The sequence below is a fragment of the Stenotrophomonas sp. GL_111 genome (assembly GCF_057835245.1).
In genome coordinates this window covers 2,546,995-2,571,569 of sequence record NZ_CM174421.1, presented here as the reverse complement: position 1 = coordinate 2,571,569, position 24,575 = coordinate 2,546,995, and the positions used below count along the sequence as shown (strand labels likewise).

17 protein-coding genes are annotated in these 24,575 nt (G+C 67.1%); 10 read left to right on the top strand and 7 right to left on the bottom strand.

The window, feature by feature from the left end; translation table 11 throughout:
- Nucleotides 1-240 precede the first annotated feature (240 nt).
- Nucleotides 241-600 carry a nuclear transport factor 2 family protein gene (locus AC3IPM_RS11500; protein WP_489299974.1) on the top strand — a complete coding sequence of 120 codons (360 nt, stop codon included), beginning with the start codon at nucleotides 241-243 and terminating at the stop codon, nucleotides 598-600.
- 24 nt (nucleotides 601-624) lie between these two features.
- Here the strand turns inward: AC3IPM_RS11500 and AC3IPM_RS11495 are convergent, their stop codons facing one another.
- The 4 genes from AC3IPM_RS11495 to AC3IPM_RS11480 form a co-directional block, all read right to left on the bottom strand.
- On the bottom strand, nucleotides 625-1,596 hold the full coding sequence (locus AC3IPM_RS11495) for a cation diffusion facilitator family transporter (RefSeq protein WP_489304113.1): 972 nt from the start codon (nucleotides 1,594-1,596) through the stop codon (nucleotides 625-627).
- Between the two features lie 96 nt (nucleotides 1,597-1,692).
- A complete protein-coding gene (locus AC3IPM_RS11490) occupies nucleotides 1,693-2,604 on the bottom strand; it encodes a hypothetical protein (RefSeq protein WP_489299973.1) in 912 nt (303 codons plus the stop codon).
- A gap of 50 nt (nucleotides 2,605-2,654) precedes the next feature.
- Nucleotides 2,655-3,011 (bottom strand): bleomycin resistance protein, encoded by a 357-nt coding sequence (locus AC3IPM_RS11485; protein ID WP_489299972.1) that lies wholly within the window; start codon nucleotides 3,009-3,011, stop codon nucleotides 2,655-2,657.
- Nucleotides 3,012-3,022: 11 nt separating this feature from the next.
- Complete coding sequence (locus tag AC3IPM_RS11480) at nucleotides 3,023-3,439, bottom strand: H-NS family nucleoid-associated regulatory protein (protein ID WP_489299971.1); 417 nt, start codon at nucleotides 3,437-3,439, stop codon at nucleotides 3,023-3,025.
- A gap of 199 nt (nucleotides 3,440-3,638) precedes the next feature.
- On the opposite strand from AC3IPM_RS11480, the gene AC3IPM_RS11475 reads away from it, so the two are divergent.
- The 5 genes from AC3IPM_RS11475 to AC3IPM_RS11455 all read left to right on the top strand — a co-directional run bounded on the left by AC3IPM_RS11475 (nucleotide 3,639) and on the right by AC3IPM_RS11455 (nucleotide 15,656).
- On the top strand, nucleotides 3,639-4,046 hold the full coding sequence (locus AC3IPM_RS11475) for a hypothetical protein (protein WP_489299970.1): 408 nt from the start codon (nucleotides 3,639-3,641) through the stop codon (nucleotides 4,044-4,046).
- Nucleotides 4,047-4,287: 241 nt separating this feature from the next.
- The gene (locus AC3IPM_RS11470; RefSeq protein ID WP_489299969.1) at nucleotides 4,288-10,365 is read left to right on the top strand and encodes a CshA/CshB family fibrillar adhesin-related protein; all 6,078 of its coding nucleotides are present in this window, start codon (nucleotides 4,288-4,290) and stop codon (nucleotides 10,363-10,365) included.
- Complete coding sequence (locus tag AC3IPM_RS11465; protein ID WP_489299968.1) at nucleotides 10,362-14,048, top strand: hypothetical protein; 3,687 nt, start codon at nucleotides 10,362-10,364, stop codon at nucleotides 14,046-14,048. The genes AC3IPM_RS11470 and AC3IPM_RS11465 overlap by 4 nt, the downstream gene beginning before the upstream one ends.
- A 113-nt stretch (nucleotides 14,049-14,161) precedes the next feature.
- Nucleotides 14,162-14,926 (top strand): CHAD domain-containing protein, encoded by a 765-nt coding sequence (locus tag AC3IPM_RS11460; RefSeq protein WP_489299967.1) that lies wholly within the window; start codon nucleotides 14,162-14,164, stop codon nucleotides 14,924-14,926.
- Nucleotides 14,927-15,056: 130 nt separating this feature from the next.
- Nucleotides 15,057-15,656: a DUF4124 domain-containing protein gene (locus tag AC3IPM_RS11455; RefSeq protein ID WP_489299966.1), complete on the top strand. Its 600-nt coding sequence runs from the start codon at nucleotides 15,057-15,059 to the stop codon at nucleotides 15,654-15,656.
- Here the strand turns inward: AC3IPM_RS11455 and AC3IPM_RS11450 are convergent.
- The 3 genes from AC3IPM_RS11450 to AC3IPM_RS11440 form a co-directional block, all read right to left on the bottom strand.
- A complete protein-coding gene (locus AC3IPM_RS11450; RefSeq protein ID WP_489299965.1) occupies nucleotides 15,630-16,094 on the bottom strand; it encodes a GNAT family N-acetyltransferase in 465 nt (154 codons plus the stop codon). The two genes, AC3IPM_RS11455 and AC3IPM_RS11450, sit on opposite strands and share 27 nt — an antisense overlap.
- On the bottom strand, nucleotides 16,091-18,787 hold the full coding sequence (locus AC3IPM_RS11445) for a UvrD-helicase domain-containing protein (RefSeq protein WP_489299964.1): 2,697 nt from the start codon (nucleotides 18,785-18,787) through the stop codon (nucleotides 16,091-16,093). The genes AC3IPM_RS11450 and AC3IPM_RS11445 overlap by 4 nt, the downstream gene beginning before the upstream one ends.
- 90 nt (nucleotides 18,788-18,877) lie before the next feature.
- Entirely contained in the window at nucleotides 18,878-20,092 is a 1,215-nt protein-coding gene (locus AC3IPM_RS11440; protein WP_489299963.1) for an MFS transporter, read from the bottom strand.
- A 304-nt stretch (nucleotides 20,093-20,396) separates the two neighbouring features.
- On the opposite strand from AC3IPM_RS11440, the gene AC3IPM_RS11435 reads away from it, so the two are divergent.
- The 4 genes from AC3IPM_RS11435 to AC3IPM_RS11420 all read left to right on the top strand — a co-directional run bounded on the left by AC3IPM_RS11435 (nucleotide 20,397) and on the right by AC3IPM_RS11420 (nucleotide 24,506).
- Complete coding sequence (locus AC3IPM_RS11435) at nucleotides 20,397-20,924, top strand: hypothetical protein (RefSeq protein WP_489299962.1); 528 nt, start codon at nucleotides 20,397-20,399, stop codon at nucleotides 20,922-20,924.
- Between the two features lie 16 nt (nucleotides 20,925-20,940).
- Nucleotides 20,941-22,434 (top strand): phospholipase effector Tle1 domain-containing protein, encoded by a 1,494-nt coding sequence (locus tag AC3IPM_RS11430; RefSeq protein ID WP_489299961.1) that lies wholly within the window; start codon nucleotides 20,941-20,943, stop codon nucleotides 22,432-22,434.
- Nucleotides 22,435-22,538: 104 nt separating this feature from the next.
- Complete coding sequence (locus AC3IPM_RS11425; protein ID WP_489299960.1) at nucleotides 22,539-22,802, top strand: hypothetical protein; 264 nt, start codon at nucleotides 22,539-22,541, stop codon at nucleotides 22,800-22,802.
- A gap of 30 nt (nucleotides 22,803-22,832) precedes the next feature.
- Complete coding sequence (locus AC3IPM_RS11420; RefSeq protein WP_489299959.1) at nucleotides 22,833-24,506, top strand: type IV secretory system conjugative DNA transfer family protein; 1,674 nt, start codon at nucleotides 22,833-22,835, stop codon at nucleotides 24,504-24,506.
- Nucleotides 24,507-24,575: the final 69 nt, after the last annotated feature.

Sequence of the window (24,575 nt, the reverse complement as noted above, 5' to 3'; positions counted from 1 at the left end):
CGGCAACGAGCAGGATCTGGACGCTTTGGTACGTAGGCAGCAGGGTTGGCATTGCTGCCCGTTCGGCACAGGCTGAGACCATAGGCCGGGCTTTGGTGGTGATCGCCCACGCAGCGATCACCGCATCGAACCTGCTGCCGCGCAGCACGCCTCAACGCGCGGTGCACATGCTCTTGACGCTCACGCACAGGAGCGGTGCTAGCGTCGGCATACCACTCACGTGCCGCGAGGTAGTCCCACATGCCTGACGACAACAAAGCCATCCTGCTGTCGGCGAACGCTGCCGTCGAGAAAGGCGACATCGAAGGGTTTCTGCAGTTCTGCGCAGAAGACATTGAATGGGAGACCGTCGGCGAGGCGGTGATCAAGGGCAAGCCCGCACTTCGCCAATGGATGAAGCAGGCCTATGCCGAGCCGCCGCGCTTTTCCGTGAGCGATCTGGTGGCGGAGAACGATATGGTGGTTGCCCTGGGCAGCATCACCAGCCAGGACAATGCCGGTCGCGAGGTTCTCAACTTCTATAGCGATGTCTGGCGCTTCCGTGACGGCAAGATGGTCGCCCTCAGGGCCTTCGTAGTGAGCAGCGCCAAGCCTGCCTGATTGCCGCTGCAGATCGGGCCAGGTTTACACCGGCGCAGCACCATCACCCTCTACATGATCCAACGCCGCCCGCCGTGCACGGAACACTTCCGGCGTCTGCGGCTTGATGAACAAGGCCACCAACTCCGGGTACTCGAGCTTCACCGCCGTTTCAATCCGCGTGATGCACGCTTCAATCTGCGGGGTGGTGCGGTCGTCCTCGAATTCGGCACTCAACATCGCCACCACCTGGTCCGGGCCCATCTGCATGGTGGTCACGCCGTTGGCGTTGCGCAGGTCGGCGTCGGTGTTGGCCACGGCCAGGATGCGTCGCGCCACGCTGGGATGGGCCGGCTCGCCCACCAGCAGGCCCTTGGTTTCGCGGGCCAGCAGGAACGCGGTGACGGCCAGCACGCCGGCGATGCACAGCGACGCCACGCCATCCAGCACCGGCATGTCCAGCAGTTGCGCGGCGAGCAGGCCGATCAGGGCAAAGCCCAGGCCCAGCAGCGCGGCGCTGTCTTCCAGCAGCACGGTGAACGTGGACGGGTCCTTGCTGCGGCGGAACGCTTCGAAGTAGCCGAGGCTGCCCTTGGTGGCGCGGAACTCGCGCAGTGCGATCCACCAGGACGCGCCCTCGAACAGGAGCGAAATACCGAGCACTACGTAGCTCACCAGGTGATGGGTGGCCGGCTCGGGGTGGCGGATGTGCTGGATGCCTTCATAGGCCGATACGCCGGCGCCGGCGGCGAACACCAGCAGGGCGACGATGAAGCTCCAGAAGTACAGCTCGCGCCCGTAGCCGAACGGGTGCAGGGTGTCGGGCTTCTTGCCGGCCCGGTGCAGGCCGTACAGGAGCAGCAGCTCGTTGATGGTATCCACCAGCGAATGCACGCCCTCGCTGAGCATGGCCGAGCTGCCGGAAATGCCGGCGGCAACGAACTTTGCCACGGCGATGCACAGGTTGCCGACGAGCGCGGCATAGACGACGAGACGGGAGCCGGACGGCGTGGCCATGGCGTGGGCGATCAGGTGGGGTGCGCACATGATCGGCCCGGCGCTGTGGCGGTGGTGTGCAAGCTGCGCCGCGCGGCGGGTTGGCGCCGCAGTGGATTACTCCACCAGTGCCAGCTGCCGTTTGAACCCCGGCCATAACGCCAGTTTGTGGGTGACGTTGGTGATCTTCCTACTGGGGTCGTTGGTATGGTTCTGGTAGGTGGTGGTGCTTCTGCCCTGGCGCCACAGCCCGAACATCACGATCTCCGCCCCCACCGGGAAGTTCTTCAGCCAGGCGGCATCGTTGTGCCCGATGCTGACTTCATAGAAGTCGCGGCGATCCGTGGCGCCGGTCAGCTGGTACTTGGAGGTGCAGTTGAGATACGTGAGGCCGTAGGGATCGCCCGGCTGCGGTGCGCGGTGGGATCTGACCGTGCCCACCAGCGCCATCGGCAGCTCGCTGGAGCTGGCGCCAAGGCGCTCCCATGCCTCGTCGTAGCGGTCCTGTGCGTAGAAGAAGTTGCTCCAGTCGACCCGCTTCTTGCCCAGGCGCAGGGTCAGCTGCGAAGCGAGCAGGGTGTCGCTCTCGCACAGCGCCCGCAGGATGAGCAGTTCGACGACGGTATGCAGTTGGCTGTCAAAGCGGGGGTTGGTGCTTTGTTTCAAACCCTGCTGCAGCATCAGCAACCGCAGCTCGTGCTTGCCATCGTCCAGCGCAGGCATGAATTCCGGGTCGGCACCGGCGGCGAGAATGGACTGCAGGCGCTCGGGTGCGTCGTATCGGCAACCGGGCTGGTGCTCGGCGTCCTTGTTCAAAGCGATGTAGGCGGGCACGTGCACGGGCGTGGCGCGGTCGGGCCGGTTGCGGCTGTGCTCGGCCACGAACTTGACCGACACCCCGCAGCCGGGGCTGTCGCACAGCAGGGTGGGCAGGGTCTGCTGCGCGTCGTGCCGCTTCTGCAGGTCCGCGACGACATGGCGGGTGCCGTGGGTTCCCACGGCCGTGCGCATCTTGATTCCGCGACTCATCTGCAACCACACCTACGTTCGAAGGCGACCATGATAGTCATCTTCGCGCCTCAATCCCCCTGCGTGGCGAACCGCAGCCGGTTGTGGTCCGGGTCCACCACCATCATTTCGCGCCCACCCCAGGGCACATCGGCCGGCGCGCGGAACACCGGTACCCCGGCCGCCACGAAGGCGCGGTGCAGGGCGTCCACGTCAGGCACGTGGAAATACACCGCACCGCCGGGCTCACAGTCCCCGGCATGCTCGCTCAGGAACAGCAGCTGCCCCTCGCGGCTGATCTGCACGAACAGCGGCATGCCCGGCTCGAACCGGTGCTCCCAGTCGATGGCAAAGCCCATCTGCAGGTAGAACGGCACGCTGATGCTGGCATTGGTCATGCGCAGCTGCGGAATGACGGTCTGCTGCATGGGGGCTCCGATCAGCCCGGATACGCCGGGAAGCGCTCGTCGGGGTGGTGTTTCTTCCACTCGGTATGGGCCACGGTGCCTTCCCAGGCGAGGAACGCCTTGGGCGGACGCCCGCGACCGGACCAGGTTTCCTTGCTGTACGGCAGCCAGAAGCGCGGGGGCAGGTCGTCCCCGGCGGGCTTGGCCGGCTTGGCGCGTTTGACCGGGCTGGGCGTGGCCTCGCCGGCCACCGCGGCGCGGATTTTGCGCTGCTGTTCGGGGCTGAAATCGGCAAAGGAGGTGCTGAGCAGCACGCTGACGCGCTCAAAGGCCTCCTTGGTGGCTACCCGCAGCAGCGCCTGCTCATCCAATCCCGACCGCGCGAGCGCAGCGGCCAGCGTGGCGTTCATCTTGGAGGCGGGGGCAGTGGCGGACGGCGTACGGGGCATGGGATTCCAGGGAACGAAGGGCTGACAGCGCGCACGATAGCAAATGCCCGCGTGAAACCTGCGATGTTCCTGGGGAGCCTGGCTGGCTAGGCGGGCCCTCGGCCCGGTGCCCTTGCTGCTTCCCGCCGTGGTTCCGGGGGATCAGCCAGGCGCCACGGTCGTGTCCGCCGCCCCTGCACCCGGCGCCGCGGATTCGCCGTTGGCCTTCCGCCGCGAGCGCCTCAGTATCCGCTTGGACGAACACGCCGTTCTGCCCGACATCATCAATACGGTGGCGCAGTTGCCGCGCGAGGGGCAGTGCGGGCACGGGGTCTTCGGAACGGCGGCGTTCATGGCGTTCATGGGGTCAGCGCTGAAGTGCGGCCCCGATTCTAGAATCAATGCGCATCGTTGCCGCTGCGGCGAATTGTCGCGTCATTGCGCAGCGGTCGGGCAGGGCGCTTGCGATGCGGATATTGAAATTAAATGTCCGAAGTGCAGGAAATGGCGCACAGCACTGCCGGAAAAGTGTATTCGCCCCCGCGTGGCCCGCACTAGTCTGCAGGTAAGAGTCCTGCATCACACATTTACGGATGATCCTGCTCGCGTGATCGCACACGCGGCGTAAGGCGCATCACTGAATCGTGGCGACGGGCGCTGGGCCAGCGTCATCGTCAACCCGCTTGAGCATGCCAGTACGTGGCACGCCGGGCATGCTTTTGGAAAAACAGCCGCATCCGGGCTGCCGAAAGTGACACGCGTTGATTGATCGCGCGGTGCGGTTGGGCCGCAACAGGGGGAGTCTCATGACGCAGTCCATGACGTCGCGTGCAAACGCGGCCGGTGCACGCTATTGCCCGGCGTTTTCCATGCGCACGATTACCGCACGATGGGCACTATGGCTGTTGGCGCTGGTGGTGTTCGTGCTGCCCAGCACGGCATCTGCCGCGGCCTATGCCACGGGTGGCAGCAGCCCCTATCGCAATACGGTGCTGTGGCTGACCTGGGGCGGGGGCATAAATGGCACGTCTGGCCAAGCGCTCGGAAACAATGCCTCCACCAGCGTCAGCATGGCCGTGGCCGGTGGCATCCAGCTGCAGGTGAACTGCAGCCTGTCCGCCGTCAACGGTGCGTTGCTGAGTTACCGCCCCGGTGATTTTTCCGGTGACAGCCTGGATGACCTGTACAACATCGGCGGGACCGGCACCAGCAATCAGCTGATCTCCGGCATCGCCCGCACGGCGGGCACCTCCACCTTCACCGTCAACTGCACATCCACCGTGGGCGGCGCGCCGTATCGGCTGCGCGGCGTGGTGATGGCCGATGCGGAGTCAATCAACTCCAGCGGCGAGTACGTACAGGCCAGCGCCATCGGCGAATGGAACGTGGTGGAAATGCGCAAGAACCTGGGCGCCGGTGCGTACAACGTGCGCAAAAGCACCAGCGGCGCGCAGAACGTGATCCGCTTCGGCCCGGGCAACGACAACAACACTGCCGCGGTCACCTTCCTGAGCTTCGACGATGCGGCCTACCAGGGCGCGAATCTGGCCGTGAGCATGGATTTTGCGATCAACGGCGGTGGCGCCACCGCGATCGCGATCGGCCTGCTGGTGCCGTATGCGGACTTCGGCGATGCGCCGGCGACGTATGGCGATGCCATGCACGTGGTGGAAGACCTGCAGTTCCGCAACGACAACCTGCCGATCAACAACACGCTGACCGACATCAATACCGCCGCCTACACCCCCGGTGGGCTGGCACCGCCGCTGACCGATTTCCTCGGCAGCGTGGGCCCGGATACCGAACAGCAGAGCAGCTACAGCAGCGACGCCAAGGGTGATGACAATTTCCCGGCAGGCAACGCGAACGAGGAGAACGCCTGGCCTGCCAACTTCAGCCTGTCGGTGATGCAGGCCGGTACCACGATCAACCAGCCCGTGTCCTGCGTAGGCGGCGGCACGGTGGCGGCATGGCTGGACTTCAACCGCAACGGCGTGTTCGACGCCAGCGAGCGCACCCAGGCGCCATGCTCGGGCGGCAGCGCCAACCTGGTCTGGTCGGTGCCGGCCAATGTGGTGGCGGGCACCACCTACGTGCGCCTGCGCTATGCCACCAACGCCACGCAGATCCTGCTGCCCACCGGGATCGCCGATGACGGCGAAGTGGAAGACGACCGGGTCACGATCGTGGCCCCCGCGTTGGCCATCAGCAAGACCAACAACAGCGGCGATGGCATCTGGAACTACGGCGAAACCGGCACCACGTACAGCCTCACCGTGAACAACACCAGCACCGCGCCAACGGGCAGCCCGCCAGCGGTGTCACCGGGTCCGATCACGGTGCTGGACCAGTTGCCCGATGGCATCGTGCCGAACTGGGTCGGCGCGCTCAGCACGGCCGGCTGGAGCTGTACGGCGGTGGGGCAGCGGGTGACCTGCGTGACAAGCCAGATCCTGGGACCGAGCGGCTCGCCGACGGCGTCTTCAACCCTGGTGCTGCCGGTGACGGTGACCGCAACCGCGGTCGGCGCGAAGATCAACCATGCCAGCGTCGGCGGCGGCCACGATCCGTTCAACAACGGCGTCGCGCCCGAGCCGGGCACCACCTGCACCGACGCCACCCACTGCGCCAGCAGCCCGGTGACGATTCCCACCCCCACCATCACCTACGCCAAGACGGCCGCGCCGGGCGGGCCGTTGGCGGTGGGCCAGACCGTGACCTATACGGTGACGGCCACCGTGGCCGGCGGCAATACCCGCGACGTGTTGACGTTGACGGACACGCTGGGCACCGGCCTGGATTTCGGCAGCGTCAGCAGCGCCGGTGCGTTCACCTGCAACGCAGCCAATCCGCTGGTCTGCACGCTGCCGGCCAACACGGCGCCGGGCAGCTATCCGCTGGTCTACACCGCCACGCTCAATGCGCAGGCGAGTGGCCAGGTGGTCAATACGGTGGTCGGCGGCGGTGGCGATACCCCCACCTGCAGCGCCAACTGCACCACCACCACGCCGGTTGCCACGCCATTGGTGAGCTACAGCAAGGCCACCGCAACCGCGGGACCCGTCGTGCTGGGCCAGAGCATCACCTACACCCTGACCACCGTGGTGGCCAACTCGCGCACCACCGCCGCGGTCACCCTGACCGACACGCTGGGCACCGGGCTGGACTTCGGCAGTGTCACCAGTGCCGGGGCCTACACCTGCAATGCAGCCAATCCGCTGGTGTGTTCGTTGCCGGCGGGCACGGTGCCGGGCAGCTACGCGCTCAGCTACACGGCCACGGTCAACGCGCAGGCCGTCGGCCAGGTGACCAATGTGGTGCTTGGCAGCGGTGGTGACAATCCCGGCTGCGTGGGCAGCTGCACCACCACCACGCCGGTGATCCTGCCGCAGATCACCTACGCCAAGACCACCAGCGCCGTTGGGCCGGTGAAGGTAGGCGACACCCTGAATTACACCCTCACCGCGACCGTGGCCAGCACCGCCACTACTTCGGTGTTCACCCTGACCGACACGCTGGGTGCGGGCCTGGATTTCGGCAGCGTGACCAGCGCCGGTGCGTTCACCTGCAATGCGGCCAACCCATTGGTGTGCACGTTGCCGGTGGGCACGCCGCCGGGCAGCTACCCGCTGATCTACACCGCCACGGTCAATGCGCAGGCCAAGGGCAACGTCAGCAACGCGGTGGTGGGCGGCGGCAACGGCACCAACACCTGCACGCAGAACTGCGGCACCACCACGCCGGTGCAGGCCACGGCCGTGGGGTACCACAAGACCTCCGCCACGGTGGGCCCGCTCAGCGTGGGCGATACCATCGACTACGCCGTGACGGTGGAGGTGAGCAACTCGCAGACCCTCGATGTGGTCACGCTCACCGACACGCTGGGCAGCGGGTTGACCCTGGTGGGCGTGACCAACGCCGGTGCGTTCACCTGCAACGCCAGCAACCCGCTGGTGTGCACCTTGCCGGCGGGCAGCGTGCCGGGCAGCTATCCGCTGGCTTACCGGGCCAGCGTCAACGCGCAGGCCACCGGGACCGTGCGCAATGCGGTGGTGGGCAGTGGCGGTGACATGCCGGTGTGCAATGCCGACTGCAGCGTCGAACACGTGGTGCGCCCGCCGCAGGTGCAGGTCAGCAAGAGCGCGGTGCCGGCGCCGGGCAGCGCGGTGCTGCCCGGGGATACCCTCACCTACACGCTCACCACGGTGATCGGGCAATCGGCAATCAACCAGCCGCTGACCCTGCGCGACACGCTCGGCACGGGCCTGCGCTTCGGTGCGGTGACCAATGCCGGCGCGTTCGCCTGCAGCGGGCAGCTCGAATGTGTGCTGCCACCGGGCACGGTGCCAGGCACCTACACGGTGGTCTATACGGCGCTGGTGGAGGCCACGGCGACCGGGCAGGTGGGCAACCAGGTCACCGCGACCAATCCGCCCGGCGGCGATCCCGACCCGGGCTGCAGCAGCTGCAGCACCAACCACGAGATTCCCGAGGCGGCGGTGTCGATCAGCAAGAGCTCATTGCCGGCGAGCGGGACCACGGTCAATGCCGGCGACAGCATCAGCTACACGCTCACCGTAACCATCGCCAACTCGGTCACCACCCAGCCGGTGGTGCTCAACGACACGATGGGGCGCGGGCTGCAGTTCGATGCGGTCAGCGCCGCCGGGGCCTTCGTGTGTTCGGCCAGCCTGGCCTGCACGCTGCCCACCGGCACCTTGCCGGGCAGCTACAGCGTGACCTATGCGGCACACGTGGCCGCCGATGCCGATGGCCCGGTGGGCAATGTGGTGGTGGGTAGTGGCGGGGGCCGGATAACGCCGACCTGCACCACCTGCAGCACCGAGCACCCTCTGGCCGACCCGCGCGTGGTGCTGGACAAGCGCGCCGATCCCGCCGATGGCACGCAGGTGCGCCCGGGCGACACGCTGCGCTATACGTTGACGGCCACGATCGAGAACGCCGCGCTGCGCCAGCCGTTGCTGCTGGTGGACAGCCCCGACAGTGGCCTCAGCATCGACAGCCTGCCGCAGGGCTGCGAGCGCCGCGGCAGCGAGCTGGCCTGCACCTTGCCGAGCGGCACCTTGCCCGGCCGGCACGCGTTCGAGTACCTCGCCACGGTCAACGCCAGTGCGCGGCTCACGGTGAAGAACCGTCTGCGCGGCGAGTACCCCGGCGGCGACACGCCGCCGGACTGCGCCAGTTGCGAGACCAGCCACCCGGTGGTGTCCGACTTCGCGTTGCGCATCACCAAGACCGCCACCCCACGACGGGTGAAGGTGGGCGATCTGGTGCGCTACCAGCTGGTGGTGGAGAACGTCGGCAGCAGCAACTGGCGCGACGGCATCGTGGTGGATACGCCGCCGCCGGGCCTGAGTTTCGTGGCCGGCTCGATGCAGGTGGCCGATGACGATGGCAGCTTCGTGCTGGCCGGCGCACAGACCCCGCTGCGCATCGGTGCGCTGGATATCGCGGTGGGCCGCAGCGCGACCATCAGTTACCTGTTGCGGGTGGGCGCGGGTGTACGCACGGGCTCCCACATCAATCAGGCGGTGGCGGTGGACGAGGGCGGGCAGCCGTTGTCGAACATCGCGACCGCCGAGGTGCAGCTCGATAGCGACCCCTTGCTGGAAGACAGCCTGGTGTTCGGCACCGTGTTCGATGACCGCGATGGCGACGGCTGGCAGGACAGCGCCCGCCTGACCGGGGTGCGTGTGCAGGGTGGTTTCGCCGCGTCGGCCTATGTGCCGGGCAGCACCACCATCGACCGTGGCCACGGCCCCGAGCCGCTTGCCGATGCCAGCGCGCCGCTGCTGCATGGTGTGGACGTGGGGACGGTGGAGGGCCGTGGCTCGGTTGCCGATCCGATCGAGGCGCACCAGGTGATCGTGCGCCAGCGGCTGCGGACGTTGGCCTTCACCGATGATTTCGTGCTCGACAGCGACCAGGGCGCCGGCCTGCGCATGGACGCACAAGGCCACACCGCGATGCTGAGCAAGGGCGAGGCGGCCAAGGGGCTGACCGCGGCAACACCGCAGGTGGAACGGCAGGTGTCGCAGCTTGCCGAGGGCTACGAGGTGGCCTACGTGATCGGTAACGCGGGCATCCACGAGCAGGGCATTCCCGGCGTGCGTCTGGCCTCGGTGGAAGGGCTGCTGATCGAGACCGACCAGTTTGGCCGCTACCACCTGGTGGATGTGCACGGCGGTGATGCGCGGCTGGGGCGCAACTTCATCCTCAAGCTGGATCCGGCCACCTTGCCGGACGGCGCGGGCCTGACCACCGAGAACCCGTTGTTGCGGCGGATCACTCAAGGCGTGCCGACCCGCTTCAGCTTCGGTGTGCGTCTGCCGGAAGCGCCTGCCGCTGCGCCCACGCGCACCGAACTGGTGCTGGGCGAGGTGCTGTTCGCTCCGGGCAGCAGCACGCTGCGGCCGGCCTTCGAGCCGGCGATCAAGGCCATGGCCGCGGTGGTGGACCGCTACCAGGGCGGCGAGGTGGTGATCACCGCCAACGGCGAGAGCGAGGCGCTGGCGTTCGCCCGCGCGGTAGCGGTACGCGATGCCTTGAACGCGCACGTAAGTGAATCGGCGCGACCGGCACTGGTGGTGGCGGTGCGCACGGACGTCGCCGATCCCCATTCGCTGCTGGCTGGCGTGACCGCGTCCGGTGCGTTGCTGGGAACGGTGCTGTTCGAGACCGACAGCGCCCAGGTGCGCGCGGAGTACCGGCCGATGCTCGCGCAGGTTGCCGCGCGGCTGGAGGCGCTGGGCGGTGGGGTGGTGAGCATCGTCGGGCACACCGATGTGCGTGGCACGCACGCCTACAACCAGGCACTCGGGCTGCGCCGCGCCAGCGCGGTGTTCGATGCGCTGCGAACACAGTTGAGCCCGGAGGTCCGCAGCAGAACCCGGGTCGCACCTGCGCACAAGGAGGGACGCCCATGAACATGCCCCGCACGCACGCCCGGCTGCGCCGGAACCCCCTGCAGCGCGCCCTGTGGCTGGGCCTGTACGGGCTGCTGGTGCCTTTGGCCACGGTCCACGCCCAGCAGGCGGTGCCGGCGGTGGACTGCGAAGGTGATCGTTGCAGCGTGGACGGCGCCTTGGTGTTCACGCTGGCCTCGCGCAGCTACGACGAGCCGCAGAGCCGGGATACCTCGGCACAGTCTTCGACCCAGGCATTGCAACCGGACCGGCGCGCGACCGTTGCACTGGAAGCACCCGGCAAGGCCACTGCGCTCGGGCGCTTCCTGCTGCGCCTGCCGGATGGCGGCGCCATCTGGGCGACCGAAGACCCGGCAATAGGTACGCCGGAACTGTCGATCTCGGCACCGGCGCTGGTGGCCTTCGATGCCGGGCGGATCACCGCACCGGTGACCTTCTTCGTGCGCGGCAATTACACCGCCTTCATCGATCGGTTGGAGGTCAGCGTCTACCGCGCCAGCGATACCGATCAGGTGACACCACTGGCACGCATCCCCATTGAGGTGGCGGCGGTGGGGCAGAGCCCGTGGGCGGGCGACTTTGCCAGCCCGGTGGCGCTGCGCAACGGCGACCGGCTGCAGTACGTGCTGCGCGCCTACGACCGCGACGGCCATGTCGATGAAACCGCACCGCAGAGCCTGCAGTTGGCAACAGCAGCCGAGGTGGAGCGGGGCAACCAGCAACTCCGCGATGCTGCCGAGCAACGGCGTGGGGTGGCGGTGGATGCCAACCAGGCCACCGCGCTGTCGCTGCTGGACCAGGTGTTCGACGGCAACGGCCTGCGCCAGCAGAACATCCCGATCTACGGCTCGCGCGTGCGCATCCGCGGCCGCGACCTGCCCACCGGCGCCACGTTGAAGATCAACGGGGAAAGCTATCCGCTCGACCAGGAGCGCAAGTTCGCCGCCGAGTACCTGATGCCGATCGGCCAGCACGACTTCGACATCCAGGTCGAGCGCGCCGACGCCGCCGTGGTGCAGCGGACCTTGTCGGTGGATGTCAGTGGCCAGTACCTGTTCGGGGTGGGCCTGGCCGACATCACCGTCTACCAGAGCAAGGCCAGCGGCGCGGGCCGTGACCTGGCCGTCGGCGACCGTGCCGACGATGTACTCAGCGACGGTCGGCTGGCGTTCTACCTGAAGGCGAAAACACGCGGCCGTTTCCTGCTCACCGCACAGGCCGACACCCAGAACCGTCCGTTGAAGGAGCTGTTCACGGGTTTCACCCAGGCCGATCCTACCGACCTGTTCCGCAGCCTGGACCCGGATCTGTACTACCCCACCTACGGCGACGATTCGCTGACCTACCGGGACGTGGACACCATGGGGCGCTTCTACCTGCGCCTGGACTGGGACCGCAACCAGGCGCTGTGGGGCAACTACACCACCGGTTTCACCGGCACCGAGTACGCGCAGTACGTGCGTGCGCTGTATGGCGCGGCGGTGAGCTGGCGCTCGCGGGATGCCAATCCCTGGGGCGATGCACGCAGCGAACTGCGCCTGTTCGGCTCGCAGGCGGAAACCGCCCCGGGCCACAGCGAGTTCATCGGCACCGGCGGCAGCCTGTACTACCTGCGCCATGCCAGCATCCTGCGCGGCTCGGACCAGGTGGTGCTGGAAATCCGGGATCGCACCACTGGCCGCGTCGAGCAGCGGGTCACCCTGGTGCGCGGTGCCGACTACGAGATCGATGCCTTGCAGGGGCGGATTCTGTTGACCCGGCCGCTGCAGCAGGTCACCCGCGAGAACCTGCGACGGCTCAGCCGTGATCTGCCGGTGGACGGCTACGAGCAGCGCCTGATCGTGGACTACGAATGGGTGCCAACCGGCTTCGATGCCGATGACATCACCGCCGGCGTGCGTGGCAAGCAATGGCTGGGCGACCACGTGGCCATTGGTGGCACGTACGTGGACGAGCGTCGTTCCGGGCAGGACTACACCCTCAAGGGCGCCGATCTGACCCTGCAGGCCGGGCGTGGCACCTACCTCAAAGTCGAGCACAGCCGCACCGAGGCCACCAGCACGCCGGTGTTCTTCTCCGACAACGGCGGCCTGAGTTTCACCCAGCTCAATCCGGTCGGTCCGCGCGAGGGCGAGGCGACGGCGGTGGAGGGGCGCATCAACCTGCGCGAGCTGGGCTGGACCGAACAGGACTGGAGTGCGGGCGCGTGGTGGCGACAGGTGGATGCGGGTTACTCGGTGGGGCGTTTCGATACCGGCCAGCGGGTGCAGGAACACGGTGCGGAGGTGCTCGGTTACTTCACCCCCGACCTGAATCTGTACGCGCGATACAGCGAAGCCAAACGCGGCGAGGAATCGCTGATCCAGGCACAGACCACGCTCGAATGGCGCATCGGTGACAACGACCGGCTCGCCGGCGAACTGCGCCGCGTGCAGGAAAAACGCAACGGCACCGATGTGGCCGGTGTGCTGGCCGCGGCGCGCTACACCCACCGCTTCGGCACCGCGCTGGACCTGTACGGGGGCGGGCAGCTGACCGTGGACGACGACAGCGGCCAGTACCGCGACAACGATGCGGTGAACGTGGGCGGCCAGTACACCTTCGCCAACCTGTCCAGTGTCGGCGCGGATCTCAGCAGCGGCGATCGCGGCGATGCCGCGCAGCTCAATGCCGAGTATCGGTTGACGCCACAGCACAGCTTCTACGGCAGCTTCACCCAGTCGACCGACCGCAGCGAGTACGACCCGTTGTTCAGCCCGACCGCGCAGGATGGCTGGACGCTGGGGCAACGCTGGCGCCTGTCCGACCAGGTCAACGTGTTCAATGAAAGCCAGTTCCTGAAGGGGGCGCAGGAATCCGGTCTGGCGCATACCTTCGGCATGGATTTCTATCCTGCGGTGGGCTGGAACATGGGGTTCACCCTGGGCGACGGTGAGTTGGACACCCGCGATGGCGGCCAGGTCGACCGTAAATCGGTGAGCCTGTCCGGTGGCCGCACCTCGGCCGACACCGACTGGCAGAGCAAGCTGGAATGGCGTCGCGACACCGGTGCCGAGCGGCGCACGCAATGGGTGAGCACCAACCGCCTGAGCCACAAGATCAACGAGAGCTGGCGCATTGCCGGGCGCTTCAACTATGCCGACACCGATGATGCGATCAATCCGCTGGCCGGCGCACGTTTCATCGAGGGCAACCTGGGCTTCGCCTACCGGCCCTGGAACAGTGACCGCTGGGCATTGTTTGGTCGCTACACCTATCTGTACGACCTCTCGACGCTGGGGCAGGTCAACGGGGTGGACTACGACCAGCGCACGCAGGTGCTGTCATTGGAGGGCGTGTATCGCATCGATCAACGCTGGGAAGTGGCCGGCAAACTGGCCGCGCGCAAGGGCGAAGTGCGCCAGGGCCGGGGCACGGGGGTCTGGTTCGATTCGGCCACCCGGTTTGCCGCGGCCCAGTTGCGCTACGAGCTGGTCTACCAGTGGCATGGCCTGGCCGAGTACCGCTGGCTGGACGTGCGCGACGGCGGCCAGCGCCAGGGCTGGATGCTGGGCGTGGACCGCGACATCAGCCGCAGCCTGCGGGTGGGGGCGGGCTACAACTTCACCGAGTTCAGCGATGACCTCACCGACTTCGACTACGACCACCGCGGCTGGTACTTGAACCTGGTGGGTCGGTATTGAGGGGCGGTTCGCGAACTGCTTCCCCATTCACACATCTGGACGGGATCTCCGGACAATACTCGCGATTCGCCTTGGGAGCCGGAGCCGCAATGCCCTCCAACGCCGCAGGTCCGTTGGTCCGCGCCCTGGCGCTGAGCGAGTGCCAGGCAGTGACGCAGGCGCTGGTCCCGGGACCTCAAGTCCACGAGTCGGTGCATGTGGCGCGCAAGGCGATCCGGCGCCTGCGTGCGCTGCTCGCCTTGCTCGAGCGGACCGCACTCGACCTCGATAGGGCAGATGGTTTGCTGCGCCGCCTCGGTGATGGCCTGTCCGCATTGCGCGATGCGCATGTGGCGGTGGAGACGGCGGCGCGATTGGGCCGACACCAGGCCGGGCCGGCATGGGCAGGCGTGGTGCTGCGACTGCAGGCGCGACGCGATGCGGTGCTGCAACGTGCGTTGAATGGCGACCCGGGATTTGCCCGTCGCCAGCGCAGCCTGCAACGGATTGCCTTCCTGTTGGAATCACAGGACTGGTCATGCGTGCGGTCACTGCAGATTCGTGATGGCCTGCGCCGCAGCGCACAGCGTGCCGCCAGGGCCGAAAAGCGTGCCCGGGCCTCGGTCGATCCGGAGGTGCTGCACCGGTGGCGCCGGAAAGTGCGGCGGCTGCGGATGCAGCTCGAAGCGATGCCGCAGCTCGACGCCGCGCTGGCCAAAGCACACGGGCATAAACAGGACGACAAGCACACCAAGGCCCTGCATCGTCTCAGCGACCATCTCGGCCGCCAGCAGGACCTGCGCCTGCTGCGCAGCCTGCTTAGAGCCATGCGTGCGGTGGACGGCAAGAAGGCGTTGCTAATGCAGTTGGATGCGGCGTTGGAGGAAGGCGCAAGCTGAGGGGCGTGCAGGCCCCGAAGCAATAGGGCGCCATGCTGCGGCGCAATGTATGTTGCGGTCCTCCCGCACTGCCCAAGCTCGCCAGGATGCGCAACAATGCGACCCAACGACACACAGCAGGAGAGCTCCCATGCACGGAAGGCGATGGTTGGCAGTGGTGGCGGTGGCAATGGCGGCGAGCCTGGCCGGGACCGCCTCGGCCCAGGTCTACAAATGCAAGGGCAGCAACGGCGAGACGGTCTACTCGCAGAACCGTTGCGGTGCGGGTGCGCAGGAAGTGAGCGTCCGCCAGACCCGGCCGGCCACGCCGTCCAGCAGCGAGGCGGCTACGCGCAGCGCGGTGTTCCGCTCCACCGATCTGTCCGATGCGTCCATTGCCGAGCGCAACTGCGTGGGCGCGGCACGCTCGAGCATTTATGCGCCAGTGGATGCACGGATCGCCGGTTACCAGCGCCAGATCGGCGAGCTGAACCAGCAGGTTTCCCGGGCCCGCGACAACCTGGCCGGCGCCACGGCAGAGTCGGGCATCCGCGGGCAGATTACCGGGTTGCAGCAGTCGATCAGTGCCGAGCGGCAGACCGCCGAAACCAGCATGGGCGCCGCCCGCCAGCGCTGCGGCGATGAACGCCGCGACCGCGAGGCCGCGATCGAGAAGAAGTACGACGAGGAACAGCAGCGCAAGCGTGCCGCCGCGGCGCCGGCTTCAACCCGCGACGTGCCCCAGCTGTAGCACCATTTCCCATTCGTCCAGGCCCGCGCCGTAGCCATCCGGCACGACGTTCTGCACCTGGAAGCCGAAGGCAGCGTAGAACCCTTGGGTATGCTGGCTGGTACACAGCCGTATCCGGGTCACGCCGGGCAGGGCGCGCGCGGCGGCCAGCCGTGCATTGGTGAGTTGACGGCCCAGTCCCTGCCCATGCAGGCCGTGCTCGACCATGCCCCAGGCGAACGAGGCGATGCTGCCGCTGGCATCCAGCCCCAGCCCACCACAGGCCACGATACGCCCCTCGCGCTCGATGACCTGGAAGGCCGAGGTCTGTGCAGGGTCGTGCAGGAACGCATCGAACCCGGCGCGTTCGCATGGATCGAAGAACGCCGGGGTATTGCTGTCGAACAGCGCCAGGCAGGCATCACGATCCTGCGCACGGTACGGGCGAAGGGTGTTCATGCGCTGCGCTGCCCGGGCATCTGGCGCGGCTTGTACTGGCAGCGCGGGTAGCTGGAGCAGGACTGGAGTGGCCCATAGGGGCCGGTACGCTGCACGATGACGCCACCGTCGCAGACCGGGCAGGCCTGCTCGTGGATAGGCTGCCCCGTCACGCCGCTGATCTGCACGGCGCCATCGGCGACCAGCTCGTTGAGGAAGCTCGACCGCTTGCCCTGCACGGTGAACATCGCCACCGAACGCCGCGCGCGGGTCAGCGCGACGTAGAACAGGCGGCGCTCCTCGCCCAGCGGATAGGTGTCGTCCTGTGGCATGGCCAGGCGCAGCACCGGGTCATCGGCGCGGGTGCTGGGGAAGCTGCGCTCGAGCATGGCCGGCAGGATCACGATATCGGCCTCCGCGCCCTTGGCACGATGCGCGGTCAGGAATGAAATCTCCAAGTGCTGGCTGAAGCGCGCCGGCCAGTCCGCCGCCATGACGCTGCGGTCGTTGTTGTAGCGGCCCAGCACGAACACCGACAGTCTGCCTTGCTTGCCGGCGGCGATCACCTGCTGCTGCAGGCGCTGCAGGTACTGGCCGATGGCATCGCCGAGCTGGTCGCGCGCAGCGACCTGGAAGGCCTGCAACACCGGCCCCTGCGCGGGGGCGTGGGAGCGCACCTGCTTGGCGATCTGCGCCGGATTCTTCGCGATGAACCGGCTGGAGGCATCGCACAGCGCCTGCGGGCAGCGGAAGGTCTGCTCCAGCTTGAGCACCTGGCCAGGGCCGAACCAGTCCACGAAGCCGGTCATCACCGACACGTCGGCACCGGCGAAGCGGTTGATCGACTGCCAGTCATCACCCACGGCGAACAGGTGCCGGCCGGGCGCCTGGACCAGCGCGCGGCACAGGCGTGCACGCGCCCGCGAAGCATCCTGGAATTCATCGGCCATCACCAGTTCGTAGGGCGCGTGGTAGCGGCCCTGTTCGAGGTGCTCGGCGGCCTGGTTGAGCATGTCCTCGAAATCGATGGCGTGCTCGGCGGCAAGCGCATCGTCCCAGGCCTCCAGCACCGGCGTGGCCAGCGCCAGGAACAGGCGGTAGCGGTGCTTGAAGCGGTCCTCGGGCATGCAGCGCAGCCGCTCGGCCATGTCATCCACCGACAACCCGTTGCTCTTGGCATGGCTGATGAAGCTGCGCACCAGCCCGATCAGCTCGGTGTCCGGCATCGGTGTCGCGCCGCCGTCGGGCAGTTCGCGGTCCGGGTTGGGATCGAGCACGACGCCACGCTGTGACAGCGCCTCGCCCAGCAGGGTGAACAGCTCACCGCTGCGCAACTGCTGCGGGGTGGTCTGGATCTGGTCGCGATGGCCGCCGCGCGCGGGTGTGGGATCGACGCGCCGATGCTGGTGGCTCAGCCCGGCCGCCGGATAGTGGAAGGCAGGGCTGAAGCGGTGGTATGCATCGTCGGCGGGATCGAACGCGTCCTGGCGCTCATAGCGATACGCCACGCCGTTGTAGAACAGCCAATCGGCGATGATGCAGTCCTCCAGGTCGCGCACGCGTTCGCCCTGCAGCGTCCGTACATAGCCCTGGCCATCGGCCTCCCAGCCATCGGCCTGCGTGGTGCCGCCGATCACCGGCAGGTCGCGGCCAAACACCAGCCGGAACAGGTCCCATTGGGTGCGGAAGCGGTGCGAGCGGTCCTTGAGCTGGTCGATCAACTCGGCCAGTTTGTGGAACCCCTGGGTCGCATCCACCGCCCAGCCGGGCACGTCGGGAAGACGGCCGGTGGCCTTGCCGATGATCTGCCGCCCCAGCGCATGGAAGGTGCGTGCCTGCACCTCGGACCCGTCCAAGCCCACCCGTGCGAATGCGGTGTCGGCGCGCTGCTGCAGCTCCTCGGCGGCGTCCTTGTTGAAGGCCAGCATCAGGATGCGCTCGGCCGGCACCAACCCACGGGTGATGGCATAGGCCGCCTTGGCCACCAGGGTCGAGGTCTTGCCCGAGCCGGCGGCGGCCACCAGCTGCACGCGGTTGTCAAAGCAGATCACCGCCTGCGCCTGCTCGGCGGTCAGCGGCTGGCGCTCGATACCGTCCAGCAGGGCGCTGCAGCGGCGGCGCTCGTGCTGCAGATGGTCCGCATTGCGGGCCTCCCAGGCGGCGGGCCAATCGGCTTCCCAACGCATCAGTGCGTCCTCGATGGCCGACGGCGCGCCATCCAGCCGGGCACGCAGCGCGTCGTCGTCGAACACCGCCCACATCGCAGACGCGTCGAGGGGCAGGGACGGGCGCTGTGCCAGCAGATCCCGCTGCTGCTCGTGGGTAAACCAGTGGTGCCGTGCATCGGCGCCCGCGATCGCGGCGTCGGCCTGGGCCAGCCAGTCGCCTACCTGCACCAGGCCATCGTTGAAGGCGATGATCCGCTGCGTGTCCTGATGCGAACCCAGGCGCTGTTCCAGTGCCTGCGCGAGGGTCTGCGCGGCAGCGTTCGACAGGCCCTCCAGGACCCGCACCTGGCCGTCACTGCAGGTGAGGTGCAGGCGCGTCCAGAGCAGGCCACGCTGCAACGTCAGCGCATCGGGTGCGGTCAGGTCGGCGTGATGCAGGTGGCCGTCGAGCCGCAGCTCGGCGCGTTGTTCGATCAGGGCAAGCCGCCAGTGCGGCGTTCGGGTCAAGCGTTGGCCCCAGGCCGAAGGGGTCCAGTCGTGCGTCATCGGTACATCCAGCGAGCGGCCAGCGCCCGGTGCAGCACCGGGCGGGCGGGAAGGTCAGGTCCCCATCATAGGGAAAACCTGAGGCCTGCCTCAATCGCAGGCGACGGCCGCACTACGCGACTGCCGGTCCACCAGCACCGCCACGCCCCACAACAGCAGGCCGCCCAGTGCCGTGGCAGCACCCACGTACCCGGTCATCGCCGAGCTGAAGCCGGCACCGATGGCCATGCCGCCGAACCACGGGCCCAGCGCATTGGCGGTATTGAAGGCGGCGTGGTTGGAGGCCGCCGCCAGGGTCTGTGCCTCACCGGCCACATCCATCAGGCGCGTCTGCAACACCGCCGCCAGTGCACCCATGGTGCCCACCGCGATGATCACCGGGAACACGCTCCACACCGACGTGGCGGCCAGCGGGTAGATCAGCAGCACCAGGATCGACCAGACCAGCACCACCGCTGCGGCACGGAACTGGAAGCGGTCCACCAGCCAACCGCCGGCGACGTTGCCGATGATCGCGCCGATGCCGAAGATGCCTACCGCCAACGGCATCCACGATTCGGCCAGGCCGGTCACCTGCACCAGGGTCGGGGCCAGGTAGGTGAACACGCAGAACATGCCGGCGAAGCCGATCGAGCCGATGGCCAGTGCCAGCCACACCTGCGGGCGGTTGAACGCGCGCAGCTCACGCATCGGCGAGGTGCGCACCTCGTCGGGGTCGGGCTGCAGGAAGCGCGCGATCATCACCACGGTGGCGATGGCCAGCACACTGACCAGTGCGAACGCCGTACGCCAGCTCCACTGCTGGCCCAGCCAGGTGGTCAACGGATTACCGACCAGAATGGCCACCGACAAACCCAGCAGCACCTTGGACACCGCCGCGCCACGCTGCGCCGGCGGGCTGATCGCGGCGGCCACCAGCATCGCCACACCGAAGTAGGCGCCATGCGGCAAGCCGGCGACGAAGCGCGCCAGCAGCATCGTGGCGTAGTTCGGGGCCAGCGCGCTGGCCAGGTTGCCCACGGCGTAGAAGCCCATCAGCGCCAGCAGCAGGTTGCGGCGGGCAAAGCCGGCGCCGGCGAAGGCCAGAATCGGCGCGCCCACCACCACACCGATCGCATAGGCGCTGATCAGATGGCCCACCTGGGTTTCACTGATCGCCAGCCCGCGGCTGATTTCCAGCATCAGCCCCATGCTGGCGAACTCGCTGGTGCCAATGGCAAAACCACCCAGCGACAGGGCCAGCAGGATCAAAGTGCGCTCGCGCGCGGACAGGCGTGCGGCCAGGGGAACGGAAAACGGGCTCATGCGGACTGGGCGGTTCGGAAGGCGGTCGGGCATTGTACTGCTGCGGCGCAGCATCGGGCGTTGGCGGGCGGTCCGCAGGCTGGGATGCTGTGGTCCGCCAGCGTGGCGGTCGGCTGTGAGGGGGTTTGATCTTCACGCGACACCGCAGCTAGGCTGGGGTCGACCCGGCGCGCGGATGGCGTCGGGTTGCCTACCCTTTCCACGACAGGGTCTTTGCATGCGTGTAGTGCCCGACGTGGGACGCTTGCCGCGGTCGCTGCTGATCGCAACGGTTGTTTTCCTTATTGCAGGATGCCAGGCCACCATGACTCCCCCCGCCAATGCCGCAACGTCGCCGCCTCGCGCGGGCAACACGTTCCCGTTGGAGTTCCGCCAGCACAACATCGAAGCGCACTGTTACAACACCCGCACCTGCAGCGTCGTCTACAACGGTGAGAACCTCACCCGGCGCCAGGCCGATGCGCCTTCACCGCCTCCCGCGGCAGACCACCGCCAGCGCTGGGGTGCGGCGGCCACCATCGGCATACGCAACTTCCCGGCACCGGCGCAGCTGCACTGGACCGCCCACGATGGCAGCACGCACGAGGCCAGCGTGGATATCGGCGCGATCTTCGCCGACCAGAAGGTGCTGCATCGCGTGCCCGAGGCTGACATTCCCGCCGGCGCCTTTGTGGGTCCCGCCGCTGAGCCCAGCATCTTCATCGAAGTAGATGACCGCACCGTACGGGTGTTCATGAAGATGTTCATCCCGACCCGCAGCCTGCAGGTGGCGGGCAATCCGGACAGCGACTTCCGCGCCGATCTGATCGAAGCGTGGCGTCACACCTACTGATCCAGGAGCCAGGGACATGGCAGACGACAAACACCGCATCGGTCGCGATGGTCTTCGTGAAGACGGGGTGGGGTACTACCCGGCGGACGCGCACGACCTGCAGTCCTACACTGATGCACGTGCCGCACTGAGTACCTTTCAGGTGCCGCTGCTGTTGCGCAGTGCCGACCCGCATCAGCGCCTGTACGTGGCCGCCTTCGATGGCACCGGCAGCGATGCCGACAATGACCCCGACCACGCCACCAACGTGGCCCGCATCCGCGACCAGGTGGAAGCCCTCAACGAGGCCGGTCACCTGCAGCTGCGCGTGGGCTATGTGGCGGGCCCGGGCACCCAGGACAACTGGCTGGACCGGGCCTGGGACGGTGCGCGCGGGCATACCTACGACGAACGCCTGGAGCAGATGTACCGGCAGTTCATCGAACAGGCCAAGCAATGGCGCGCCGACGATCCCGACGCGGCGATCGCGCTTGCCGGGGTGGGCTTCAGCCGGGGTGCCGAACAGGCAGCCGGATTCGCGCGGCTGGTGCATGCGCGTGGCATCCAGGACCCCTCCGGCGCGCGCTATACCAGCAACGACCAAGGCCAGATCACGGCCGTCACCTACACCAAGCCGCCGCTGGTGGCGCCTGGGCAGGTGGCGCAGGCAGTCGGGTTGTTCGACCCGGTCGGCACCGGTGAGCCGGTCCGTGACCACGATCGGCGGCTGCCACCGTCGGTGCTGTCGGGCCTGCAGATCATTGCCGAAGACGAGCGGCGCGGCCTGTTCCGCGCCAGCCATATCATCGATCCTGGCTTGTCCGCCGATGGCCGCCTGCTCGGCGTGGTGGTCGGTGGCGCACACTCGGATATCGGCGGCAGCTATCACCGTGACGGGCTCGGGCGGCGCAGCGGCAACCTGATGCTGGACTACCTCAACGGCCTCACCGATGTGCCGCTGCTGGAGAAGGTGGCCGAGCCGGATGACCCGCGACGCAACGTGGTGCATCGCTCCGAGCAGGGGTCGCTGCTGTATCGGCTGGGCAGCAAGGTTGACCGCAGCAGCCCCGAGGGTTACATCGAACAGCTGGTGCCGGACCGCCTGCGCGGCCAGGTCGAGGACCCCTTCAATGCCGAGCCGGTCGATGCGGCGTTGCAGGCTCGCTTCGAGCGGCATCCGGTGGTGATCGGCGCGGTGCCTGGCACGGTACCGCTGCCGGGCGATCCGGATCATGCGCTGTACGCCGCGCTTCGGCAGCAGTTTCCGGGCAGCATCAACGATGCCCAGGTAATGCATGCCACGGTGTTGGCCAAGCAGGGCGGCGTCACCGATTTAGCGCAGTTGCAGGTGCATGTGCGCGAGGGCGCGGCCTTCGTTTCACAGACCTTCCCGCCCGGGTGTCGCATCGTAATGGACCTGTCCGAGGCGGCACCGGACATCGCGGTGTCACGCGCCCAGTCGCGGGCGCTCGATGCCGGCGCTGCCTTGGCGACCTCGGCAGAGCCCTCCACACCTGGATGCACGCGGTGAGGGGTGGATCGACCTTCACAATCCTGACTTAGGAATTTTCCGATTGGCAGCGACTCTTTACTGGATTAGCATTCTTCACGTGTTCTTGATCAGGGGACCTTCACATGCTTGAGTATCCGCATGCGTTGCAGATCAGGGGCCGGTATCAGCTGGTGGCTCTGACATATTCGCCGGTGTACAGTCCGGCCGATGTGTTCGGCCATGCTGTGCTCACGGCCGAAGGCGCAAGGGTCACCGAGGTGCTGACGCTGGATGCAGCGCAGCGCCAACTGTCGTCACTGCTTGAGCAGGACGGCGCGGTGCAGGGGATGGAACAGGTAGTCGATGAGAAGCGTCCGCTGCCACGTAGGCGTCGGCGCCAGTCGTAGCGTCTTCGGGCGCATCATGGAGGATTGGGTTTGTCCACGCAGAAAGTTGTTGTCGCCGCCGTTGTTGTCCTGTTGACCGTGCTTGTCGGCTATTGCCTGGCCGGGTACCTCACCCTGCTGCTGCTGGGCCTGGATACGGCGTTGTTCAAGTGGAACACCTACCTCCAGTACGTGCAGGCGATCGACCAGCCGGCGGTTGCGCCGTACGTGGGCAAGATCAAGGTCGCAGGCGTGCTGGGCTTCGGCCTGCCGCTGCTGGTGGGGCTGGTGGCGCTGTTCTTCGTGTTAAAGCCGAAGAAGAAGTCGCTGCATGGTGATGCGCGCTTCGCCGGCGCCGCCGACCTGTCCAAGCACGGTCTGTTCAAGAAGAGTGACGACGGCATCGTGGTCGGCAGCTTCAACGGCAAGCTGGTGCGCCTGAGTGGCCAGCAGTTCGTGATCCTGGCTGCGCCGACCCGGTCGGGCAAGGGCGTGGGCGTGGTCATCCCGAACCTGCTGGAGTACGGCGAATCGGTGGTGGTGCTGGATATCAAGCAGGAGAACTTCGACCTGACCAGCGGCTGGCGCGCCAGCCAGGGCCAGGAGGTGTTCCTGTTCAACCCCTTCGCCGAAGACCGCCGCACCCATCGCTGGAACCCGCTCAGCTACGTCTCCGATGACCAGGCCTTCCGGGTCTCGGAGTTGATGAGCATCGCCGCGATGCTGTACCCCGACGGTTCGGACGACCAGAAATTCTGGGTCAGCCAGGCTCGCAATGCCTTCATGGCCTTCGGCCTGTACCTGTTCGAGAACTGGGACGACGAGCGCCAGCTGGGCTTCCCGGGCGGGCAGGGCACGCCGACCCTGGGCGCCCTGTACCGGCTGTCCTCGGGGGATGGCAGCGACCTCAAGAAGTTCTTCAAGACCCTGTCGGAGAAGCGTTTCCTGAGCGGCAACGCATGCTCGGCGTTCGCCAACATGCTGTCCCAGGCCGATGAAACGTTCGCCTCGATCATGGGCACCTTCAAGGAGCCGCTGAACGCCTGGATCAACCCGGTGCTGGACAAGGCCACCAGCGCCAACGACTTCCTGCTCACCGACCTGCGCAAGAAGAAGATGACGATCTACATCGGCATCCAGCCCAACAAGCTGGCCGAGAGCCGCCTGATCATCAACCTGTTCTTCAGCCAGATCATCAACCTCAACACCAAGGAACTGCCCAAGTCCAATCCGGACCTGAAGTACCAGTGCCTGCTGTTGATGGACGAATTCACCGCCATCGGCCGGGTCGACATCATCGCCTCGGCGGTGTCCTACATGGCCGGCTACAACGTGCGCCTGCTGCCGATCATCCAGAGCATGGCCCAGCTCGATGCCACCTATGGCCGGGACATCTCGCGCACCATCATCACCAATCACGCGCTGCAGATCCTCTACGCACCGCGCGAGCAGCAGGATGCCAACGACTATTCGGAGATGCTCGGGTACACGACCATCCGCAAGAAGAACGTCACCCATGCCCGTGAAAAGACCCATAGCTTCACCGAGGAGCGTCGCGCGCTGATGCTCCCGCAGGAGCTCAAGGCGATGGGCAACGACCACGAAGTGTTCCTCTACGAGGGCATTCCGCATCCGGTGAAGTGCGACAAGATCAAGTACTACAAGGACCGCTATTTCACCTCGCGGTTGTTGCCGAAAACTTCCGTACCAAATTTGCAAATTTGAACAAGTCCATGTGAAAACGTGTGATGTGCGTCAAAAAAACGACATGTGAAGAACCTTTTTGTTTATCCT